21 protein-coding genes are annotated in these 19723 nt (G+C 69.6%); 10 read left to right on the top strand and 11 right to left on the bottom strand.

The genetic code is table 11. The features are described 5' to 3' along the window. Positions 1-23: 23 nt before the first annotated feature. The 5 genes from ACN8HC_RS02270 to ACN8HC_RS02250 are packed head-to-tail and all read left to right on the top strand — an operon-like array spanning position 24 to position 2752. Positions 24-245, top strand: coding sequence for a hypothetical protein (locus ACN8HC_RS02270; protein ID WP_490073245.1), 222 nt, complete (start codon positions 24-26; stop codon positions 243-245). Then, positions 245-1015 (top strand): histidine phosphatase family protein, encoded by a 771-nt coding sequence (locus tag ACN8HC_RS02265; protein ID WP_490073244.1) that lies wholly within the window; start codon positions 245-247, stop codon positions 1013-1015. The genes ACN8HC_RS02270 and ACN8HC_RS02265 overlap by 1 nt, the downstream gene beginning before the upstream one ends. Then, positions 1005-1904, top strand: coding sequence for an NAD(P)H-hydrate dehydratase (locus ACN8HC_RS02260; RefSeq protein ID WP_490073243.1), 900 nt, complete (start codon positions 1005-1007; stop codon positions 1902-1904). The genes ACN8HC_RS02265 and ACN8HC_RS02260 overlap by 11 nt, the downstream gene beginning before the upstream one ends. A 25-nt stretch (positions 1905-1929) precedes the next feature. Then, positions 1930-2418, top strand: coding sequence for an AAA family ATPase (locus ACN8HC_RS02255; RefSeq protein WP_490073242.1), 489 nt, complete (start codon positions 1930-1932; stop codon positions 2416-2418). Positions 2419-2428: 10 nt separating this feature from the next. Then, entirely contained in the window at positions 2429-2752 is a 324-nt protein-coding gene (locus tag ACN8HC_RS02250) for a nucleoside triphosphate pyrophosphohydrolase family protein (RefSeq protein ID WP_490073677.1), read from the top strand. Positions 2753-2786: 34 nt separating this feature from the next. On the opposite strand, the gene ACN8HC_RS02245 is transcribed toward ACN8HC_RS02250, so the two are convergent. From ACN8HC_RS02245 to ACN8HC_RS02235, 3 genes are read right to left on the bottom strand one after another with little or no spacing between them, the layout of a single operon-like run. Next, positions 2787-3563 carry a polyprenol monophosphomannose synthase gene (locus ACN8HC_RS02245; protein WP_490073241.1) on the bottom strand — a complete coding sequence of 259 codons (777 nt, stop codon included), beginning with the start codon at positions 3561-3563 and terminating at the stop codon, positions 2787-2789. Then, on the bottom strand, positions 3560-4048 hold the full coding sequence (locus ACN8HC_RS02240) for a glycosyltransferase (protein ID WP_490073240.1): 489 nt from the start codon (positions 4046-4048) through the stop codon (positions 3560-3562). Before ACN8HC_RS02240 ends, ACN8HC_RS02245 begins: the two co-directional genes overlap by 4 nt. After that, a complete protein-coding gene (locus ACN8HC_RS02235) occupies positions 4045-4722 on the bottom strand; it encodes a response regulator transcription factor (protein WP_490073239.1) in 678 nt (225 codons plus the stop codon). Before ACN8HC_RS02235 ends, ACN8HC_RS02240 begins: the two co-directional genes overlap by 4 nt. 128 nt (positions 4723-4850) lie before the next feature. Between ACN8HC_RS02235 and ACN8HC_RS02230 the strand changes: the two genes are divergently transcribed. The 3 genes from ACN8HC_RS02230 (at position 4851) to ACN8HC_RS02220 (ending at position 7856) form a co-directional block, all read left to right on the top strand. Next, positions 4851-6386 carry a glycosyltransferase 87 family protein gene (locus tag ACN8HC_RS02230; RefSeq protein ID WP_490073238.1) on the top strand — a complete coding sequence of 512 codons (1536 nt, stop codon included), beginning with the start codon at positions 4851-4853 and terminating at the stop codon, positions 6384-6386. 114 nt (positions 6387-6500) lie between these two features. Beyond that, positions 6501-7172, top strand: a complete 672-nt coding sequence (locus tag ACN8HC_RS02225; RefSeq protein WP_490073237.1) for a phosphatase PAP2 family protein — start codon at positions 6501-6503, stop codon at positions 7170-7172. Positions 7173-7184: 12 nt separating this feature from the next. Then, positions 7185-7856 carry a response regulator transcription factor gene (locus ACN8HC_RS02220; protein WP_490073236.1) on the top strand — a complete coding sequence of 224 codons (672 nt, stop codon included), beginning with the start codon at positions 7185-7187 and terminating at the stop codon, positions 7854-7856. On the opposite strand, the gene ACN8HC_RS02215 is transcribed toward ACN8HC_RS02220, so the two are convergent. Further along, positions 7835-9217 carry a sensor histidine kinase gene (locus ACN8HC_RS02215; RefSeq protein WP_490073235.1) on the bottom strand — a complete coding sequence of 461 codons (1383 nt, stop codon included), beginning with the start codon at positions 9215-9217 and terminating at the stop codon, positions 7835-7837. The genes ACN8HC_RS02220 and ACN8HC_RS02215 overlap by 22 nt on opposite strands. An 80-nt stretch (positions 9218-9297) precedes the next feature. On the opposite strand from ACN8HC_RS02215, the gene ACN8HC_RS02210 reads away from it, so the two are divergent. Both ACN8HC_RS02210 and ACN8HC_RS02205 read left to right on the top strand, forming a co-directional pair. After that, positions 9298-10065 (top strand): COG4705 family protein, encoded by a 768-nt coding sequence (locus ACN8HC_RS02210; RefSeq protein ID WP_490073234.1) that lies wholly within the window; start codon positions 9298-9300, stop codon positions 10063-10065. A 45-nt stretch (positions 10066-10110) separates the two neighbouring features. Continuing rightward, a complete protein-coding gene (locus ACN8HC_RS02205; RefSeq protein ID WP_490073233.1) occupies positions 10111-10899 on the top strand; it encodes a DinB family protein in 789 nt (262 codons plus the stop codon). Here the strand turns inward: ACN8HC_RS02205 and ACN8HC_RS02200 are convergent. From ACN8HC_RS02200 to ACN8HC_RS02170, 7 genes are all read right to left on the bottom strand, one after another. After that, a complete protein-coding gene (locus ACN8HC_RS02200; protein ID WP_490073232.1) occupies positions 10874-12157 on the bottom strand; it encodes an amidohydrolase in 1284 nt (427 codons plus the stop codon). The genes ACN8HC_RS02205 and ACN8HC_RS02200 overlap by 26 nt on opposite strands. Continuing rightward, a complete protein-coding gene (locus tag ACN8HC_RS02195) occupies positions 12154-13275 on the bottom strand; it encodes an S-(hydroxymethyl)mycothiol dehydrogenase (RefSeq protein ID WP_490073231.1) in 1122 nt (373 codons plus the stop codon). Before ACN8HC_RS02195 ends, ACN8HC_RS02200 begins: the two co-directional genes overlap by 4 nt. 172 nt (positions 13276-13447) lie before the next feature. Continuing rightward, positions 13448-14290 carry a PaaX family transcriptional regulator gene (locus ACN8HC_RS02190; protein ID WP_490073230.1) on the bottom strand — a complete coding sequence of 281 codons (843 nt, stop codon included), beginning with the start codon at positions 14288-14290 and terminating at the stop codon, positions 13448-13450. Continuing rightward, positions 14287-16662 (bottom strand): bifunctional salicylyl-CoA 5-hydroxylase/oxidoreductase, encoded by a 2376-nt coding sequence (locus tag ACN8HC_RS02185; RefSeq protein WP_490073229.1) that lies wholly within the window; start codon positions 16660-16662, stop codon positions 14287-14289. The genes ACN8HC_RS02190 and ACN8HC_RS02185 overlap by 4 nt, the downstream gene beginning before the upstream one ends. After that, complete coding sequence (locus tag ACN8HC_RS02180) at positions 16659-18326, bottom strand: AMP-binding protein (protein ID WP_490073228.1); 1668 nt, start codon at positions 18324-18326, stop codon at positions 16659-16661. Before ACN8HC_RS02180 ends, ACN8HC_RS02185 begins: the two co-directional genes overlap by 4 nt. Then, positions 18323-19237: an acyl-CoA thioesterase gene (locus tag ACN8HC_RS02175; protein WP_490073227.1), complete on the bottom strand. Its 915-nt coding sequence runs from the start codon at positions 19235-19237 to the stop codon at positions 18323-18325. Before ACN8HC_RS02175 ends, ACN8HC_RS02180 begins: the two co-directional genes overlap by 4 nt. Continuing rightward, positions 19234-19722 carry a cupin domain-containing protein gene (locus tag ACN8HC_RS02170; protein ID WP_490073226.1) on the bottom strand — a complete coding sequence of 163 codons (489 nt, stop codon included), beginning with the start codon at positions 19720-19722 and terminating at the stop codon, positions 19234-19236. The genes ACN8HC_RS02175 and ACN8HC_RS02170 overlap by 4 nt, the downstream gene beginning before the upstream one ends. Position 19723 lies beyond the last annotated feature (1 nt).

The raw sequence follows: 19723 nt of genomic DNA, 5'->3' as shown, positions 1-19723 counted from the left end.
GACGAGACGAGAAGTGACGACCGATGAACGCAGCCAAGGACGACCAGCCGGAGACCTACCGGGCCGAGGTCGATCAGCAGGACGGCGGGCCCGGCGCCCAGTCGGAGACGGGCGGCGCGCAGAACGACGTCGCCAGCGGCGGCATCAGTGAGGACCGGAACGAGGACGACCGGAACGCTGACGACACCGACGACCCGGAGGACATCGACCGGGACGTGCACGGCGACACCGACACGGTGAGTTGATGCCGCGCGGAACCTTGCTGCTGGGCGACCGTGGCCCGAGCGAACTCGTGCTGGTCCGCCACGGCGAGAGCATCGGCAACGTCGCCGACCGGAAGGCCCGCGAGGCGGGCGCCAAGCGGCTCGACCTCGACGTCCGCGACGCGGACGTGCCGCTGTCGGAGACCGGTCGCGAGCAGGCGGACGCGGTCGGGCGGCTGATGACGAACCTCGGGTCCGACCGTCGTCCTGAGCTCGTCGTCACCTCGCCATACCGACGCGCCGAAGAGACGGCGGAGCGCGCCCTGCGCGAATCCGGTCTCGATCCCGACGTGGTCGTCGACGAACGGGTGCGCGAGCGCGACCTCGGTCGCTTCGACGGCCTCACCTCCGTCGGCATCAAGGCGCAGTTCGCCGAGGAGGCGGAGCGCCGCACCCGCGTCGGCAAGTTCTACTACGTGCCCCCGTCGGGGGAGAGCTGGTGCGACGTCGCCCTCCGGATCCGGTCGCTGCTGGCCGACCTGCGCGAGGGGTATGCCGGCAAGCGCGTGTGGGTGTTCACGCACGAGGCCGTGATCATGAGCTTCCGGTACGTCGTCGAGTCGCTCACCGAGAAGGAGCTGCTCGACATTGCGAAAGCGACTGCGCTGCCGAACTGTTCGGTGACCAGCTATCGAGCCGACGAGGCAGGCCTGCAACTGGTCACGTTCGCCGACGCCGAGCACATCGACCAGTCCGCGGCACCGACGACGACCGAGCCGTCCAAGACCGAGCGAGCAGCAAGTGCCCGCTGAACACACCGATCCGCCGGTCGCCGTCACCGACCACGTGTTGCGCCACTGGCCGCTGCCCGAGCCGGGCGAGGACAAGGAAGCACGTGGTCGCGCCCTGGTGATCGGCGGCACCGCGCTGACTCCCGGGGCGGTGCTGCTCGCCGGCGAGGCCGCGTTGCGCGCCGGTGCCGGCAAACTGCAGATCGCGACCGCCGAGCCGGTCGCCGCCGCGCTCGCGGTCGCGGTCCCCGAAGCGCTGGTCGTGCCGATGGCGATCGACGACGACGGAAACCTGGCACCGGAGGCGGCGGACAGGGTGCAGGAACTCGCTGCCGAGGCCGACGCGGTCCTGCTCGGACCCGGATTCTCCGACGCCAAGGCGTCGGCGGATCTGATGACCCGGCTGCTGCCGGGGTTGCGCTCTCCTGTCGTGCTGGACGCCGTCGCGTCGGCATACCTCACCCGCCACCGCGACGGCGTGGCACACCTCGACGGCCGCGCCGTCCTCACCATGAACCCGCACGAACTCACCCGCACCCTCGAAGCCGACGACGAACCCGACGGGGACGAAGTCGTGGTGGCCACTCGTCGGCTCGCCGACCAGACGCGGGCGGTCGTGCTGCTCGGTGGCCAGGGCAAGGTCGTCGCGACACCCACCGACCAGACCTGGCAGATCGACCGCGGCGGACCGGGGCTCGGCGTCTCCGGATCCGGCGACGTGCAGGCCGGCCTTGTCGCCGGACTGCTCAGCCGCGGCGCCGACGCCGCTCAAGCCGCGGTCTGGGGCGGCTATCTGCACGCCGCCGCCGGCGACGAGCTCGCCGACCGGGTCGGCACCGTCGGCTTCCTCGCCCGGCAGATCAGCTTGTGCGTCCCGCGGCTGCTGGATCGGTTGTCCGAAGCCGGATAATGGCCGCCGGAAGGGCGGTGGGCAGATGGGTGTGCGGAACTATCTCATCGAAGGCGTGTCCGGCACCGGCAAGACGTCGGTCTGCGAGGAGCTGAATCGGCTTGGCTACCAAGCGATTCACGGTGACCGTGAACTCGCGTACCAGGGCGACCCCGAGACCGGAGAGCCGCTCGAGACGCCCTCGCATCACCACCACATCTGGCACGTCGATCAGGTTCAGGCGCTGGTCGCCGACCAGAGCGTGCCGGTGACGTTCTTCTGCGGCGGGTCACGGAACTTCGCGAAATTCATCGACCTCTTCGACGCGGTCTTCGTGCTCGACGTCGACGCCGCCACGCTCCGGCAGCGCCTGGCCGCGCGGGCGCCGGACGAGTTCGGCGGCACCCCCGAGCAGCGCGACCTCGTCCTGCGCCTCCATCGCACCAAGGAGGACATCCCGGCGGACGGCATCGTCATCGACGCCACCGCTCCGCTGGGCGTCGTTGTCGCCGAGATTCTCCGGCACGTACGGTGAGCCGGTGGAGATGAACGACTACCAGCAAGCCGCCCTGCGCACGGCGCGAGACAAGGACGCGCCCGACGAGTTCATGCACCTGGTCCTCGGCCTGGTGGGCGAGGCCGGCGAGATCGCCGAGAAGGTCAAGAAGCTGGTCCGCGACCGGAACAGCGACCTGGCGCAGCTGGACCGCGCCGACATGGCCGCCGAACTCGGCGATGTGCTCTGGTATGCCGCAGTGCTCGCCAACTTTCTCGATCTCCCGCTCGACGAGGTCGCCCAGCGCAACGTCGACAAGCTCGCCGACCGGCAGCGCCGCGGCGTGCTGAGCGGCTCCGGCGACACCCGCTGAGCCGGTTGCTCAGGACGGGAGCGCGCAGGAAGAGCTAGGACGTGCGGTGCGCCTCCGACGCCGGTTGCGGACGCCACGTCGACCTGCGCAGCCGCCACGGCATGGCGAGCGACTCGAGCTGGTCGGACAGCGTCATCTTCGACCGGCCCTCCTTGCGATCGGTGAAGTGGATCGGCACCTCGACACTGCGCAGGTGGGCCAGGCCGACCCGATAGGCCATCTCGACCTGGAAGCTGTAGCCGCTGCTGTCCGCCGACGCCGGGTCGAGCAGCCGCAAGGCGGTGGCATCCCAGGCCTTGAAGCCGGCGGTCAGATCACGGGTGGGCAGCCGAAGTACTTGTCTCACATAGGTGTTCGCGCCGGTGGACAGCAGCCATCGGTGCCATCGCAACCCCCAGTCGGCGCGACCACCCGCGACATACCGCGAGCCGACCGCGACCGCGGCCTCGCTGCTGACCAGCGCGGCGACCATGGCAGGGATCGCCTCCGGCGGGTGCGAGCCGTCGGCGTCCATCTGGACCACGACGTCGGCGCCACGCCCCAGCGCGTCGGTGAGCCCGGCGGCGTACGCGCGGCCGAGCCCCTCTTTGGCGGCGCGGTGCAGCACGTGCACGCGGTTGCTCGCTACCGACATCTCCTGCGCCAGCTGACCGGTGCCGTCGGGGGAGTTGTCGTCCACCACCAGCACGTCGAGCCGGTCGGTCGGCAGCGACAACAGGCGATCGACGGTCCCCGGCAACGACTCCCGTTCGTTGTAGGTCGGGATCACCACGATCACATAGCGGCTCTGCAGCGGTGACACCGTGCTCATCCGACCAGCTCCCGGCTCTGAGCCGGCCGCATCGACCGCAGTGCGTGTGCATCCCAAGCGCGGAAATCGGGCGACGATCCGGCGACAGGACCGCCGGAGGTCAAGAGGGTTGTGACCAGCGTCTCGATCTCCCCGGGCAGATGTGAGCCGTCGGCGCCCAACTGCACCACCACGTCCGGATCGTCGGCCAGCGCTTCGGCCAGGCCGTAGCTGCCCGGGTCCTCACCGGCCGCGGGTCGGTTGAGCACCCGCACCTGGCCGCCGAACTCACGGACAACCGCGTCCGCGCCGTCTGCAGGACCGTCGTCGACGACCAGCACCTGGAGCCGGTCGTGCGGCAGGGCCAGCAGGATGTGCGCGAGCTGCGGCAGGGACCTGGACACGCCATGGGTCTGCGCAACGACGACGACGTGCCGGTTGACCGGGCAGGAAGATCTCACGACAGCAGGCTGCGCCAGATCAGGTGTAGTGACGATGTAGTTCATGAATCCTCAGCAATCATGCGGTAACCCACACCGCGGACGGTCACGATCTCGGCGGTCGAGTGCACCTGCTCCAGCTTGCGCCGCACACTCGCGATGTGCTGGTCGATGACGTTGCTGGCCGGCAGGCTGGCGAAATCCCATACGTGGTCGAACATCTGCTCCCGCCGCAACACCTCGCCGTGCCGGCGGGCGAACAGCTCGACCAGGGCGAACTCGCGGGGCGTCAACTCCGCGCGTCCGAACGGCGTTGCAGCTTCATGTGATGCGGGGTCGACCCGCAGGTTCCCGACACTGAGCACGGCGGGGCGCTGCGTCGCGCCCCGGCGGAGCAGTGCCCGCAACCGAGCAGTCAACTCGTCGAACGCGAACGGCTTCATCAGATAGTCGTCCGCCCCCGCATCGAGGCCCTCGACCCGGTCCTCGACCCGGCCGCGCGCCGTCAGCAGCAGCACCGGGCTCCAAATGGACTGCTGCCGCATTCGCCGGCAAACCTCGAGTCCGTCCAATCCGGGCAACATGACGTCGAGCACGACCGCGTCGAAGCTGGTTTCCTGCGCGTGCCACAGGCCGTCGACGCCGTTGTGCGCGACGGTGATCGCATAACCGGAATTCGTCAGCCCACGCTGCAACAGGCCGGCAAGCCGCTCCTCGTCCTCGACGACCAACACGTGCATGACGCCAACGGTCGCTTCTTGGCATGAACGCCAGCTGTACGTTCGCCGAGTGTCGTATGACGGCAAGCTTTTCAACCGCTTCCGAGACGTACATCGTCGGTTCACGATCGACGTTCCATGGTGGTTCCATGCGCCCACCAGGACTGCTGACCGCGACGTCCGGACCCGACGTCTGCAGGAAGCCGGCCACCCCGGGCGCATGGTCCGCGCGCCGCTTCCGGATTGCGACTGGCGGGGTCTTCCTGGTGGCGTTGTTCTTCCGGCTCGGCGTCATACTCCGCAAGGGCGGAATCCACGGCATCATCGGCTACGACTGCGGCGTCTACTTCGCCGGCGCCGACGCCTTGCTGCACGGACGGCTGCCCTACCGCGACTTCACGATGGTGCACCCGCCCGGGATCACCCTGACGCTGACGCCGTTCGCCGCGCTCACCCGGGTGATGACCGACTGGCACGCGTTCATCGTCGCGAACCTCGCCTTCTGCCTCCTTGGTTCGGTGAACGCCGTGCTGGTGGTGCTGCTGTGCCGGCGTCTCGGTGTGGCTCGTCCCGGCGCCGTGGTCGCGGGCCTCTTCTACGCCAGCTGGTACGGCGCGATCAGCGCCGAATTCCAGGTGAAGCTCGAGCCGCTCGGCAACGTTCTGTTCCTGCTCGGTCTGCTTGCGCTGCTGCGGGACCAGCGCCGGCCCACGCGCTGGTCCGCTCTGCTCGCCGGCGTGCTCATCGGCTTGCCGCTGAGCGTGAAGATCTGGTGGATCGTGCCGATCGTGCTGATCCTCGCGTGGCACGGGCGCTGCCGGCGCAGCCTGCGCGCGGTCCTCGAGGTGGTGGCCGGTGCCGCAGCCGGTGTGACGGCGGTCTGCCTGCCGTTCTTCGTCGTCGACCCCTCCGGGATGTGGCAGTCGGTGGTCACCGGCCAACTCGGCCGCACGGTGACCACGCCGATCGCCGATCGGCTGGCCGGCATGAGCACGGTGAACCAGTTGGTGCACCGTCTAGGACCCCGGGAAGCCGACATCGTGGCGGTCGCGTTCCTGCTCGCTGTCGCAGTGCTCGCGGTCCTGGCCTGGCGGGGCAGCAGGCGCGGCCGGTTCCTCGTCGTGCTGGTCCTGGCGCAATTGGCCGTCCTGATCGCAGCCCCGTCGTGGTTCGAGTTCTACTGCGACTACTTCGCGGTCGGCTTCGCAGTCATGGTCGGCAGCGCCTTCGTGGCGGTCCGCCGGGTGCGCCTCGTCCGGTCGCCGGCCGGCGTGTTCACCGCCGGGATCCTGGCGCTCACCACCCTGATCACCGCCGCCGGCACTGAGGCGGTCCAGGCATACGCCGGGGCCGGCAGGATCACCCAGGTGGTGCGCAACGACCGCTGCGTGATGTCCAACACCCCGACCCTGCTCCTTCGGCTCAACGCACTCACCAGAGGGCTGGCCGCGGGTTGTCCGAGCTGGATCGACGTCAGCGGCCGCCTGATGGGGCAGGACAAGCCGGCCCTGCTGAAGACGGAACACCGCACCTGGCAGGGTGTGGAACTGCAATACCTACGCTCGGGCGACGCCGTGGTGATCTGGCCGGACGACCCGCACTACCTGCCTGAGGTGCGCAAGGGGCTGCACAAGGACGGAGTGCTCGCGAAGGTCAAGGGCACCGTCGTCTATCGCGGCGGATGATCGGGGCGCCTCTCAGCGTCGCCTCAGCGAAGAACTGTAAGGGTGAGCGCAATGTTGCAACATGAGACACCGAGCCGAGTTCGGCCGCGACCATCCCTCTCGCCGAGGTCGGTCGTGGCCCGACCGCGTGCGCTCGTCGTCGCCGCCGTGCTGTACCTGATCGGCGCCGGGATCGGCGTGTGGGCCGTCTCGACCGGAGCGCGCGCCACCGGTGAGCTGCGCCTCGACGAGACGCTCGCCGGGGACCGCGGGCCGGCGCTGGCCGACGTGAGCAAGGTGATCAACGTCGTCTGCGCGCCGGGCGTCGGCCTGATCTGGCTGGCACTGATCTGCGTCATCCTGTGGCGCACGATCGGGCGCGTCGTCGCGTTGCAGGCCGCGCTGCTGACCCTCGGCGGCTGGCTGTCCATCGAGATCTTCAAGATCCTCTTCCACCGGCACCGGCCGCCGACCGCCCTCGTGCACGCGCTGGTGGTCGAGCGGCAGCCGGACAGCTTCCCGAGCGGGCACACGGCGTTCACCGCATCGGTGGTCGCCGGGGTCTTCCTCGCTGTCGGCGGTCACCACGTACTGCGACGAGTCATCCTGCTGGTCGGTCTCCCGCTGATCGTGGTCGTCGCCGCCAGCCGGCTCTTCATCGGTGCCCACTACCTGGTGGACGTGACCGCGGCGCCCCTGCTCGCGTGGGGCTCGATCGCGGTGGGCGTCGCGCTCGGCTTCGGGAACGGCCCGACATTCCTGCCCCCGTGGCTGCACGGCCTCGTCATACGCCGACCACAGGAGTAATACTCCTCATCCATGAGGGTTTTGGTGGTCGAGGACGAGGTGCCCCTCGCGCGGCTCCTGCAGCGCGGCCTGACCAGGGCCGGGTTCGTCGTCGAGCTCGCGCATGACGGCGTCGACGGGCTGTGGCTGGCCACGGAGGAGTCGTTCGACGCCATCGTCCTCGACATCATGCTGCCCGGCATCCACGGGTATGACGTCCTCCGGCGGCTGCGCGAGCGCGAGATCTGGGCACCGGTCCTGATGCTCACGGCCAAGGACGGCGACTTCGACCAGGTGGACGCACTCGACCTGGGCGCCGACGACTACCTGACCAAGCCGTTCAGCTTCCCGGTGCTGGAGGCCAGACTGCGCGCGCTGACCCGACGCACCCCGGTGGCCCGGCCGGTGACCATCTCCGCGGGTGGAGTCCGGCTCGACCCGGCCGGCGCTCGGGCATTCCGTGGCGACACCGAGTTCTCCCTCACGCCAAGGGAGTTCAGCCTCCTGCACTTCCTGATGCGGCGCGCCGGCCACACCGTCAGCAAGACGGAGATCCTGGAGAACGTCTGGGATCCGGCGTTCGACGGCGACGACAACGTCGTCGAGGTGTATGTCGGCTACCTGCGCCGCAAGATCGACCGGCCGTTCGGCACCAACACGATCGCCACCGTGCGCGGAGTCGGCTACCGGCTCGAGGAGTCCTGAGCCCCCGGCAGCGACACGGTGAAGCGGGCACCGCCGAGCGGTGACGCGTCGACCCGCACGTCGCCACCCGCACTGCGCACCAGCTCGCGCACGATGGCCAGCCCCAGGCCCGAGCCGCCCGCACCACGGCTGCGGCTCTCGTCGAGGCGGACGAATCGGTCGAAGACGCGCTCGCGGTCCGCGGGCGGGATGCCGGGCCCGTCGTCCTCGACGGTCAGCACCGCGGTCCCGCCGGCGCCGGTGGCCGTCGTCACGACCACCTGCTGCCGGGCATGCCGGATGCCGTTGTCGACCAGATTGCGCACCACCCGCTGCACGGCCGGCTCCGGCGCACGCGCGCGGCTCGGCCGGCCGGCATACCGCAGCGTCACATCGTGGCCGCCGCGCCATCGTCCGGCCTCCGCCTGGGCGAGGTCGTCGAGGTCGACCTCCTCGGCCGGCGACGACGGGCGGCGCTCGTCGATCCGGGCCAGCAGCAGCAGATCGCCGATCAGGGTGTTCATGCGGTCCAGCTCGGCGCGCACCGTCGGCGCGACCACCGGCCACTCACTGGCCGGATCCGCGGAGGCCAGATCGGTGGCTGCCTGCAGGGTCGCCAGCGGCGAGCGCAGTTCGTGGCTCGCGTCGGCGACGAACCGTTGCTGCCGGGTCTGCGACGACTCCAGCCGGTCCAGCATCCGGTTCAACGTGACTGCGAGTGCTGAAATCTCGTCCTTCTGGAGCGGCACCTCGACTCGGGCGTCCAAATGACCGGCTTCGATCGCGTCGACCTCCGAACGCATCCGGTCCACCGGAGCCAGCGCGCGCCCGGCAACCCACCACGCGAGCCCGGCCGCGAGCCCGGTGAGGACAGGTGTGCCGAGCAGCAGGATCTTGGCGTCGGTGCTGATCGCCTCGTGCTGCGGTTGCTGGGAGGCCGACACCTGCACGACGTAGTGCTCTCCGTCGGCCTCCACGCCCTGGGACACCACCATCGGGTTGTCGACGTCGCCCGGCCACCACCAGTGCCGCGCACCCCGGACCAGCCGGTGGTCGTCCCTCGGGCGGTCCACGCTGAGCGGCGCGGTCACGTCCTCCGGCGCCGCAAGCCGGACCCGGCCCGCGTCGTCGATCACCACCGTCTTCATGGCGGTGTCGACGCCGATCAGCACCGACCGGCGGAGGCCGTCCCGATGCACGGCGGTGGCGACCGCATCCGCCTGCTGCCGCACCCGCGAGGTGAGACTGCTGGTGAGCGATCGCTGCAGCAGGGTCGCCAGCACGAAGACCCCGACGAGCAGCGGGATGATCACCGCCACCGCGGTGACGGCCGCCAGCCATGGGCGCAGCCCGCGTGCGCGGGGCGGTGTCAGCGAGATCACCCCGCCATACTGGGCCAGAAAACCGCTGGCGCGCGGGACATCTCAGTGTTTCCTCAGTGCTCGGCCCGGAAGATACGCTCGTGACTACTGTTTCCGCACGCGCGCGTCGCGCGACGGCAATCTCCTGGGTCGCTCCGGTCGGAGTGACGTTCTGGCTCCTCAAACTGATCACCACGGCCTTCGGCGAAGCGGCCTCGGACGGGCTGGCCGGGATCAGCCCGGCGCTCGCGGTGCTCGTCGGAGTGGTCGGCCTGGCCGCGACGCTGCGTTGGCAAATGCGCTCACATCGGTTCGTCCCCGAGCGCTACTGGGCGGCGGTCGCCGCGGTCGCCGTGTTCGGCACGATGCTCGCCGACGGGGTCCACGTGGCACTCGGCCTGCCCTACCCGGTCACCAGCTTCTTGTATGCCGCCGCCACGGCGGCCGTCTTCATCGCCTGGCGGCGCACGGAGGGAACCATCTCGATCCACGACATCGTGACGGTGCGCCGGGAGCAGTTCTACTGGGCGGCGGTCATGTGCACGTTCGCGCTCGGCACCGCTGTGGGCGACCTGACCGCGGCTACTCTCGGGCTCGGATTCTTCCCCTCCGCAGCGCTTTTCGCGGTCATGATCGCCATACCGGCGATCGCCTGGCGATGCACGCGGCGGCACGAGGTGCTGTGGTTCTGGTGCGCGTACGTGCTGACCCGGCCGCTCGGCGCGTCGATCGCGGACGGCTTCGCCAAGCCGCGGTCCTTCGGGCACGGTCTCGGCGTCGGCGACCTCCCGGTGGCGATCGTCCTCGGTCTCGCGCTCCTCGGGCTGGTGCTCGTCGTCGTCGTACCGGAGCAGCGCCGGGAGGCCTGAGTCCGCCGACCGTCGCCTGTCGGTCCGTCCGGGTAGCGTCCCGGCATGGTGGATTTCAGCAGTGAGGATCTGAGCGGTTCGAGCTTCCGGGCAGTCAAGCTGCGCGACGCGACCTTCCGCGATGTCGATCTGCGCGGGGTGCGCGTCACCGGCGCCGACCTGTCCGGGGCGGTGCTGCGCGGCGTCGACGTGCCGGACATCGAGATCGACAGTCCGTGGTTGTTCGACGGCGACCACTACCTGCGCGTCAACGGCGTCGACGTGCGGGCGTTCGTCGACGCCGAGCTCAACAAGCGCTTCCCCGGCCGCGAGTTGCGCGCCGCGGACACTCCTGAGGGGCTGCGCGCCGCGTGGCAGGCGGTGCAGCGCACCTGGTCCGCGACGCTGGACCGGGCGGCCGCGATGCCGGACGGCACCGTCGACGCGTCGGTCGGCGGCGAGTGGTCCGTGGCACAGACGTTGCGGCACCTGGTGATGGCGACCGACGTGTGGCTGGGCCGGTCGATCCTGGGTGAGGAGCAACCGTTTCATCCGCTCGGCCTGCCCTACGACGGATATGCCGAAGAGGGGCGCGACACCTCGGTGTTCGAAACCGACACCCCGTCCTACGACGCCGTTCTCGCCGCCCGAACCGATCGGGTGGGCAAGGTCGGGCGCTTCCTCGCAGAGGTGTCGCCCACCCTGCTGGCCGAGCAACGACCCAACCCATGGGATCCGGACGGTGAGGAGACCGTGCTGTCGTGCCTGCACACGATCCTCGACGAGGAGTGGGAGCACCACCGCTACGTGGTGCGTGACCTGGACGTGCTCAGTGCGGAGCCGACGTCGGGCTGACCGTGTCGAGATGGGCCAGCGCGGCCACGACCATCGCCTGCGTGCCGGTGTCGAGGGTCGGCTGCAGCACCGGCGCGAAGTACGGCGAGTGGTTGACCGGGATGTCGGACGAGACGCGTCCGGCGCGGTCGGCAGCGGCATACAGCTCGGGATCGGTGCCGCCGATGCCCCAATAGGTGTATGGCGCACCGAGCGCGACCGGGATGTGGCTGAAGTCCTCGCTCGGGCTCTGCAGCGGTAGCTCGCCGGCCGCGTCGCCGAAGAAGTCGGCGAAGGCAGCGGCGACCCGTCCCGTCGGCGCCTCGTCGTTCACCGTGCCGGGCACCGACTCGAAGAGCTCGAAGTCCGGCGGCTGGGGCGCCCCGGACGCGGTGCACTCCGCCTCGACGATCCGGTGGATGGCGTCGAGCACACCGGTGCGGGTCCGCTCGGAGTAGCTGCGGACGTTGAGCTCGAGCACGGCATGGTCGCTGACGATGTTGCTCTTGGAGCCGGCGTGCAAGCTGCCGACCGTGACGACGGCCGGCTCGGTCGGCCCGATCTCCCGGGACACGATCGTCTGCAGCCGGAGCACGATCATCGCGGCCAGCACGACCGGGTCGACCGTCGCCTGCGGCATCGAGCCGTGGCCACCGCGGCCGTGGACGGTGACACGGATGCTGTCCGATGCCGACAGGACCGCGCCCGCTCGGGTGCCGACGGTGCCGGCCGGCATCGCGAGCACGTGCTGGGCGAGCGCGACGTCGACCGGGCCGGTGACGCTGCTCAGCGAGTCGTCGACCATGCGGCGCGCACCGTCGCCGACCTCCTCGGCCGGCTGGAAGAGCGCGATCAGCGTGCCGCGCCAGTGCTCCCTGCCCGCGGCGAGCAGCGCTGCCGCGGTGCACAGGCAGGAGACGTGCACGTCGTGTCCGCAGGCGTGCATGACCGGGACGGAGTCGCCGGCGGCGGTCGTCGCGGTGGCCGTGCTTGCGTAGTCCAGGCCGGTCGCCTCGCGCACCGGGAGCGCGTCCATGTCCGCGCGCAGCAGCACGCGCGGTCCCTCGCCGTTGGCCAGCACGCCCACCACACCGGTGCCGCCGATGCCGGTCGTCACATCGAAACCGCTGGCTGTCAACCGTCTTGCGACCTCTGCCGCCGTCGCGGTCTCCTGGTGCGACAGCTCCGGGTGCTGGTGCAACTCGCGGTAGAAGCTCTCCAGGTCCTCGCGGGCGCCGGCGAGGCCGGCCAGCACCGCGTGCGCCGCCGCCGAGCTCATGGCTGCGCCGGCTCGCTGTCGAGTACGACGACCGAGCGCAGCACGTCGCCGTCGTGCATGCGGGTGAAGGCCTGCTCCACCTCGTCGAGCGCGATTTCCTCGGTGACGAACGCGTCCAGGTTGAGACGGCCGCGCTGGTAGAGGTCGATCAGCATCGGGAAGTCGCGGCTGGGGAGGCAGTCGCCATACCAGCTGGACTTGAGGGCGCCACCACGGCCGAAGACGTCGATGAGCGGCAGCTCGGGCAGCTTGAGGTCGGGTGTCGGGACTCCGACGAGCACCAGCGTGCCGGCCAGGTCGCGGGCGTAGAAGCCCTGCTTCCAGGTCTCCGGGCGACCGACAGCTTCGATGACCACGTCGGCTCCCTCGGCGCCGGGGTAGACCTGCGCGCAGATCTCCTTGATCTGTTCGACCGGGTCACCCTGGGACGAGTCGATGGTATGCGTGGCGCCGGCAGCCTTGGCAGCGTTGAGTTTCCGGGAATCGATGTCGACGGCGATGACCGGCGAGGCGCCGGCCAGCACGGCGCCCGCGACGGCAGCCACGCCCACGCCGCCACAGCCGATGACCGCGACGGAGCGGCCGCGGGTGGCGCCGCCGGTGTTGATCGCGGCGCCGAGGCCGGCCATCACGCCGCAGCCGAGCAGGCCAGCGGCTGCCGGCCGAGCCGACGGGTCGACCTTGGTGCACTGTCCGGCAGCGACCAGGGTCTTCTCGGCGAAGGCGCCGATGCCGAGCGCCGGGCTGAGCTCGGTGCCGTCCTCGAGCGTCATCTTCTGGGTGGCGTTGTGGGTGGCGAAGCAGTACTGCGGCTCACCGCGCTTGCAGGCCCGGCACTCGCCGCAGACGGCGCGCCAGTTGAGGATGACGAAGTCGCCCGGCGCGACGTCGGTGACTCCCTCGCCGACCGACTCGACGATGCCGGAGGCCTCGTGACCCAGCAGGAAGGGGAAGTCGTCGCTGATGCCGCCCTCGCGGTAGTGCAGGTCGGTGTGGCACACGCCGCAGGCCAGGACCTTGACCAGCGCCTCACCCGGCCCCGGGTCGGGCACGTTGATCGTCTCGATGCTGACCGGCTCGCCCTTGGCTTTGGCGACAACGGCTTTCACCTGCTGCATGGCTTCTCCTGTCGTTGCTCCTGTGCGGAACGTTACCCGGGTCGGAGTGCGCCCGGCGTGCCGAGATCCGCACCGACTGGCACAGGTAACACCGAGTGGCTCAGCTGCAGCTGTGCCATTCGCTGGTGACTGTGCCACTCGGCGGCAGGTGTGTCAGTCGGCGGCGGGTGTGTCAGTCGGCGCTCGAGTCCGGCCCGCGCCAGAAGCGGGCGGCGTGTGCCAGCGCGGGCTTCTCGAGCAGGCCGACGAGCCGCTCGAAGAGCGCGACGGCTTCCGGGGCGCTCCAGTCGTCGGCGAGCAGCTCGCGCGGCAGCCCGGGGTCACGGAACGGCAGTTGCCGCCAGGCGTCGACGAGGTCCAGGTACGTCGCGAAGGCCGTCGGCTGGTCGAGCGCGGCGGCGCCGCCCTCCGCAGGCCGGTAGCGGTCGATGAACTCCTGGTAGCTGCGGTCGATCGCGGTCAGATCCCAGCTCTCGTAGAGCAGCGAGGTGAGGTCACGCCGGCCGGCATACTCGCCGACGAAGACAGCCGCGTGCTTGTCCAGCCCGAGATCGGCGATCGCCTCCTCGGCAGCCGGCCGCATCCGCGCGGGCGCGAGCCAGGTCGCGGTGCCGATGTTGCCGAAGCCGAGATGGCTCAGGTGGTTTCGCAACTTGTACCGTTTGCTTCGATCCGACTCCGGCACGCTGAAATTGACGATGCACCAGCCCTCGGCGAGATCGGCCGGGCGGCGGGCGTGCCAGATGACCTCGTCGCCCCGTGCCAGCACCGCCAGCGCGTGCTCGGTCAGCGCGTAGCCCCGGGCTCCGTCGCGAGCCTCCGCCGCCAGCCAGCCACGCTGCTTGAGCCGGAAGACGGCCGTCCGCACGCCCGGGGCATCGACACCCAGTTGACCCATCAACTCGATGGTTCCGGCGATCGGCATCCAGTCGCCCAGCTGCCGCACGACCGAACCGAGGAACGTGACCAGCAGCGTCCGGGAGGCGCGCGGCGCAGCTTTCGGGGCAGGAGTCATCGTGCCGATTGTGCCGGGTCGGGTTGCCAGCGAACGTGCACGTCCGTCTGCTGGCCCTCGCGCAGCAGTTGCAGCCGCGGCGGGATCTTGTCCGTCCGTGAGGTCGGCGGCTTGCGCCTGCCGGCCGCAAACTGGTCCGGCCAGGGTGCGGCGTCGCCGGCGTACTCCTGCTCCGCTGCCGCGTGCAGTGTCCACTGCGGATCGTAGAGATGCGGCCGGCCCATGGCGCACAGGTCGGCGCGGCCGGCCAGCAGGATCGAGTTGACGTCGTCGTAGCTGGAGATCGCACCCACCGCAATGACTTTGGCGTCGGTGCCACCCGCCACCTGGTGCCGGATCTTGTCCGCGAACGGCGTCTGGTACGACCGCCCGAAGGCCGGCTTCTCGTCCTTGCTGATCTGGCCGGAGGACACGTCGATGGCGGCTGCGCCGTGCTCGACGAAGGCGCGGGCGATCTCGACCGCGTCGTCCTCGGTGTTGCCGTCGGGCAGCCAGTCGGTGGCGGAGATGCGCACGGTCACCGGGATCTCCGCCGGGACCGCCGCACGGACGGCGTCGAAGACCTCCAACGGATACCGCAAGCGGTTTGCCAGGGATCCGCCGTAGTCGTCGGTGCGCTGGTTGGACACCGGTGACAGGAACGAACTCAGTAGGTAGCCGTGCGCGGCGTGCACCTCGATCAGGTCGAAGCCGGCGTCCACCGCGCGCCGCGCGGCGGCGACGAATTCGTCTCGTATCTGGTCCAGTTCGGGTTTGGTCACCTCACGTGGAAGGTGGCAGCCCTCGCCATACGGCAGCGGTGAGGGGCCGACGACCTCCCAGTTGCCTTCCTCGAGCGGCTCGTCGATCCCCTCCCACATCAGCTTGGTGGAGCCCTTGCGGCCCGAGTGCCCGATCTGGGCGCCGATCTTCGCGGTCGACCGGTCGTGTACGAACTCGGTGACCCGCCGCCAGGCGTCGCGTTGCTCGTCGGTCCACAGTCCGGTGCAGCCGGGCGTGATCCGTCCCTCCGGGGAGGTGCAGATCATCTCGGTCATCACCAGCCCGGCGCCGCCGAGCGCCTTCGAGCCCAGGTGCACGAGGTGGAAGTCGTTCGGCATGCCGTCGACGCCGGAGTACATGTCCATCGAGGACACAATGATCCGGTTGCGCAGTGGCAGGTCGCCGATCGTCACCGGCTGGAACATCGCCGGCGTGACCTCGGAAGCGCCATTGTGGCGGGCGAATTCGGCTTCCATCCGGTCCGCGAAGTCGTGGTCGCGCTCCTTGAGGTTGTCGAAGGTGATCCGCCGGGACCGGGTCAGCAGGTTGAAGACGAACTGCGCGGGGTCCTGGTCGGCGTACATGCCGATGTTCTCGAACCACTCCAGCGACGCCTGCGCCGCACGCTGGGTCGACTCGACCACCGGCTTGCGCTCCTCCTGGTATGCCGCCAGTGCGTCGTCGATGCCGGCGTGCTCGTGCAGGCACGCGGCCAGGGCCAGGGCGTCCTCCATGGCGAGCTTCGTCCCGGACCCGATCGAGAAGTGCGCGGTGTGCGCGGCGTCGCCGAGCAGCACCACGTTGCCGTCGTGCCACGAATCATTGCGAACCGTGGTGAAATTCAGCCACTTGGAGTTGTTCGTCAGGATCCGTTGACCCTTCAGCTCGTCCGCGAAGATCTCGGCCACGCGGGAGACCGCGTAGTCGTCGGAGGCACCGGGCGGGAAGTCCTCGTGCTCCGTGCGGTCCAGGCCGGCGGCGCGCCATACGTCCTCGTGCATCTCGACGATGAACGTCGATCCCTTGTCCGAGTAGGGGTAGCCGTGGATCTGCATGGTGCCCCACTCCGTCTGCTTGACGAAGAACTGGAACGCCTCGAAGACCAGGTCGGTGCCGAACCAGATGTACTTGTTGTGCCGCCGGTCCAAGTTGGGCTTGAACACGTCGGCGTACTTCGTCCGCACCGCGGAGTTGACGCCGTCGGCGGCAACCACCAGATCATGGTCGCGGCGCAGCTCGTCGACGTCCGGGGCGGCGGTCCGGTAGTGGACGGTGACACCGAGCTCGGCGACCCGCCGCTGCAGGATCTGCAGCAGCTCCTTGCGCGACATGGCCGCGAAACCCTGTCCACCGACGGTGAATTCGTGCCCCTGGAAGGTGACGTCGATGTCCGTCCACCGCGCGAAGCGCTGCTCCATGGTGGCGTGCACCACGGGATCGGCGCCCTCGATGCTGCCGAGCGTCTCGTCGGAGAACACCACGCCGAAGCCGAACGTGTCGTCGGGTGCGTTGCGCTCCCACACGGTGATCTCGTGCCCGGGGTCCAGGTCCTTCATCAAGGTGGCCAGGTAGAGCCCGCCCGGGCCGCCACCCACGATCGCGATCTTCACAACGGTGCCTCCACGCGCGGCCCAGTGCCGGCTTCCTGATTGACGATGTCGCGCAGCCGGAAGTGCTGCAGCTTCCCGCTGGCGTTGCGCGGCAGGGTGTCGACGAAGCGCACGTCACGCGGGTACTTGTACGGCGCGATGTGGCCCTTGACGAAGTCCTGGATCTCTTTGACCTTGCCAGCATCTCGCGCCACGCCGTCCCGCAGCACCACGAACGCGCAGACGATCGAGCCGCGCTCGCGGTCCGGTTTGGCGACGACTGCGCACTCCACGACGTCCGGGTGTTCCTCCAACGCCGCCTCCACCTCGGGGCCGCCGATGTTGTAGCCGGACGACACGATCATGTTGTCGGTGCGGGCCTGGTACCAGAAGTAGCCGTCCTCGTCCCGCAGGAACGTGTCGCCGGTGACGTTCCAGCCGTCGACGACGTAGTTGCGTTGCCGGTCGTCGGCCAGGTAACGGCAGCCGACCGGCCCGATCACGGCCAGCCGCCCGGCGACGCCGGGCCCGACCTCGTGGCCGTCGTCGTCGAGAATGGTGGCGCGATATCCCGGCACCGGTTTGCCGGTGGATCCTTCTCGGATGTCGTCGCCGGCCGCGGTGATGAAGATGTGCAGCATCTCGGTGGCGCCGATGCCGTCGATGATCTTCAGCCCGAGCTGCTCGTGGACCTCGTGCCAGGTCTCCAGCTGGATGTGCTCCCCGGCACTGACCGCCGTGTGCAGGCTGCGCAGCTGGGCGGCGTTGCCGGCCTTCAGAATCTGCTTGTATGCCGTGGGGGCTGTCGCCAGCGAGGTGATCCCGTGTGTTTCCACCATGTCGGCGAGTTCGGCCGGTGTCGCCTTCTCGGTGAGGAACGCGCACGCACCGGCACGCAGCGGGAAAACAACGAGCATCCCGAGCCCGAAGGTGAACGCGAACGGTGCGGTGCACGCGACGAGATCGTCCGGCTGGAGCCGCAGCGTCGTCTTTCCGAAGGTGTTGTCGATCGACAGGATGTCCCGGTGGAAGTGGGTGGTGATCTTCGGGACGCCGGTGCTGCCCGAGGTCGGCCCGAAGAGCGCGACGTCGTCGGCGGCCGTGTCGACCGCAGTGAAGTCGGTCCGTTTCCCGGCGATGAGCTGGGTGAGGTCGTCGTCGCCGCCCCCGCCATACGTGGCGATCTTGAGGGCGGGAGCGATGGTGTCGCGCAGCTCGTGGATGGCGTCGGCGAACCGGTGATCTACCAACGCCATGGCAGGAGCGGTCTTTTCGACGATCGGGGCGATCTCCCGGGCGCGCAGCGCGGACATGGTGGTGACCACGATGCCGCCGGCCTTCAGCACCGCCAGCCAGGCGGCGACCGTCCACGGGTTGTTCGGTGAACGCAGCAGCACCCGGTTGCCGGGGACCAGGCCGAGCTCGTCGGTCAGGTAGCCGGCGAGTTGGTTGGTGCGCTGCAGCAGCTCGCCATACGTCCACACCTCGCCGTCCGGCGTCTTGATGGCCGGCCGGTCGGCCCCGAACGTCTGCGTCGGAATGTCGATCAGCTCGACCGCGGCGTTGAGACGTGGCGGGTACTGCAGCAGATCGGTGGTGAACTCCAGTGTCGGCCACAGCTCCTGGGGCGGGAGGTGGTCGCGGGCGAACGTGTCCTGATACCCGGTGGGTGCGAGGTCTGTCATCGTGCGGCTCCAGAGGTGGTGCGGATCATGCCCTCCTGGGCGACAGTGGCCAGGTGGGTGCCGTCGGGCGTGAAGAACCGCCCGAGGTTGAGGCCACGACCGTCGGCGGCCGAGAGCGCTTCTTGGGCGTAGAGCAGCCAGCCGTCGACGGGCGCGCTGCGGTGGAACCACATCGAGTGGTCCAGACTGGCGGTGACCAATCCTTCGTCGGCCCAAGCGAACCCGAGAGCGCGCAGGGTCGGCTCGAGAATGGTGTAGTCGCACACGTAACTCAGTGCGGCGGTGTCGCGCTGCACGTCGTCGAGCCCTGCGACGGGCTGCAGTTCGTTGAACGGCCGCACCCAGACCGCCTGGTGCGGCACCTGCGCACCGTCGACCGTGAGGTAGACCGGCCCGGGCACGTGTCGCATGTCGAAGCTGCGACCGTGCGACCAGTAGTCGCGCGAGGCGCCGGTCATCGTGCCGCCCGACTTGCCGGCGAGGTAGTCCGCGGAACTCGGCAGGCTTTCCGGATCTCGAGCAGTGGCAGGCATTTCGGACTGCAGCTCGCCACCGCGCTCCCCGGTCGCGAAGCTCGCCATACAGACGAAGATCGGCTTGCCGCCCTGGTAGCCGCGTACCTGCCGGGTGCTGTAGCCCCGGCCGTCGCGCAGGATCTCCACCTCGTAGCGGACCTCGGCGCCGATCTCGGCCGGCCGCATGAAGTAGGAGTGCGTCGAGTGCAGGTGCTTGCCGTCGACGGTGCGCATTGCCGCGACGACGGCGGCCGCGACCAGGTCCCCGCCGTACGCCTTGGGCCACGGACACGGCTGGGTGACCGCGGTGAACGCGCGGTCGAAGTGCTCCGGCGCGATCTCGGTGAGCGTGACGGCGTCGGTGAATATCGTTGAAGTGAGGACGTTTTGACTCATGGTCGGCTGGTCCAGTCGCGAAGTTCGTCGTCCGGCACCTGCGGCAGGTTGACGACGATGTTGTCCGGCGTGCGGGTGGTCATCCAGGTGAGCGGGTTGTTGCGGTCCAGGTTGCACTCGACGTGCGGCATGTATGGCGGGACGAAGACCCAGTCGCCCTCCGACATGTCGATGTAGTCCTCGAACTTCTCCCCGAAGTAGATCCGGGCCCGGCCGGAGAGCACGTAGCCACCGGTCTCCGCCTCGCCGTGGTGGTGCGGCACCGACCGGTATCCCGCGAGGTTGTGCACCTTGCCGAACCAGATCCGGGTCGCCGGTGTGTGCTGGATGCTGACGCCGGAAACCCGTGTCGCTCCTTCGGACTGGCCGGTCAGGCCCGAATCCGGCTCGTAGCCGCCGCGGGTGACGAACGGCACCACCAGGCCGGCATCGTTCCGGTACATCGACATGTCGATGCCCTCGTAGTTGTCGGAATTCGGGTCCATC

Source organism: Flexivirga sp. YIM B11880, assembly GCF_058148645.1.
Note: the sequence above shows the minus strand (reverse complement) of the source record. Positions and strands in the feature narration are given on the sequence as shown.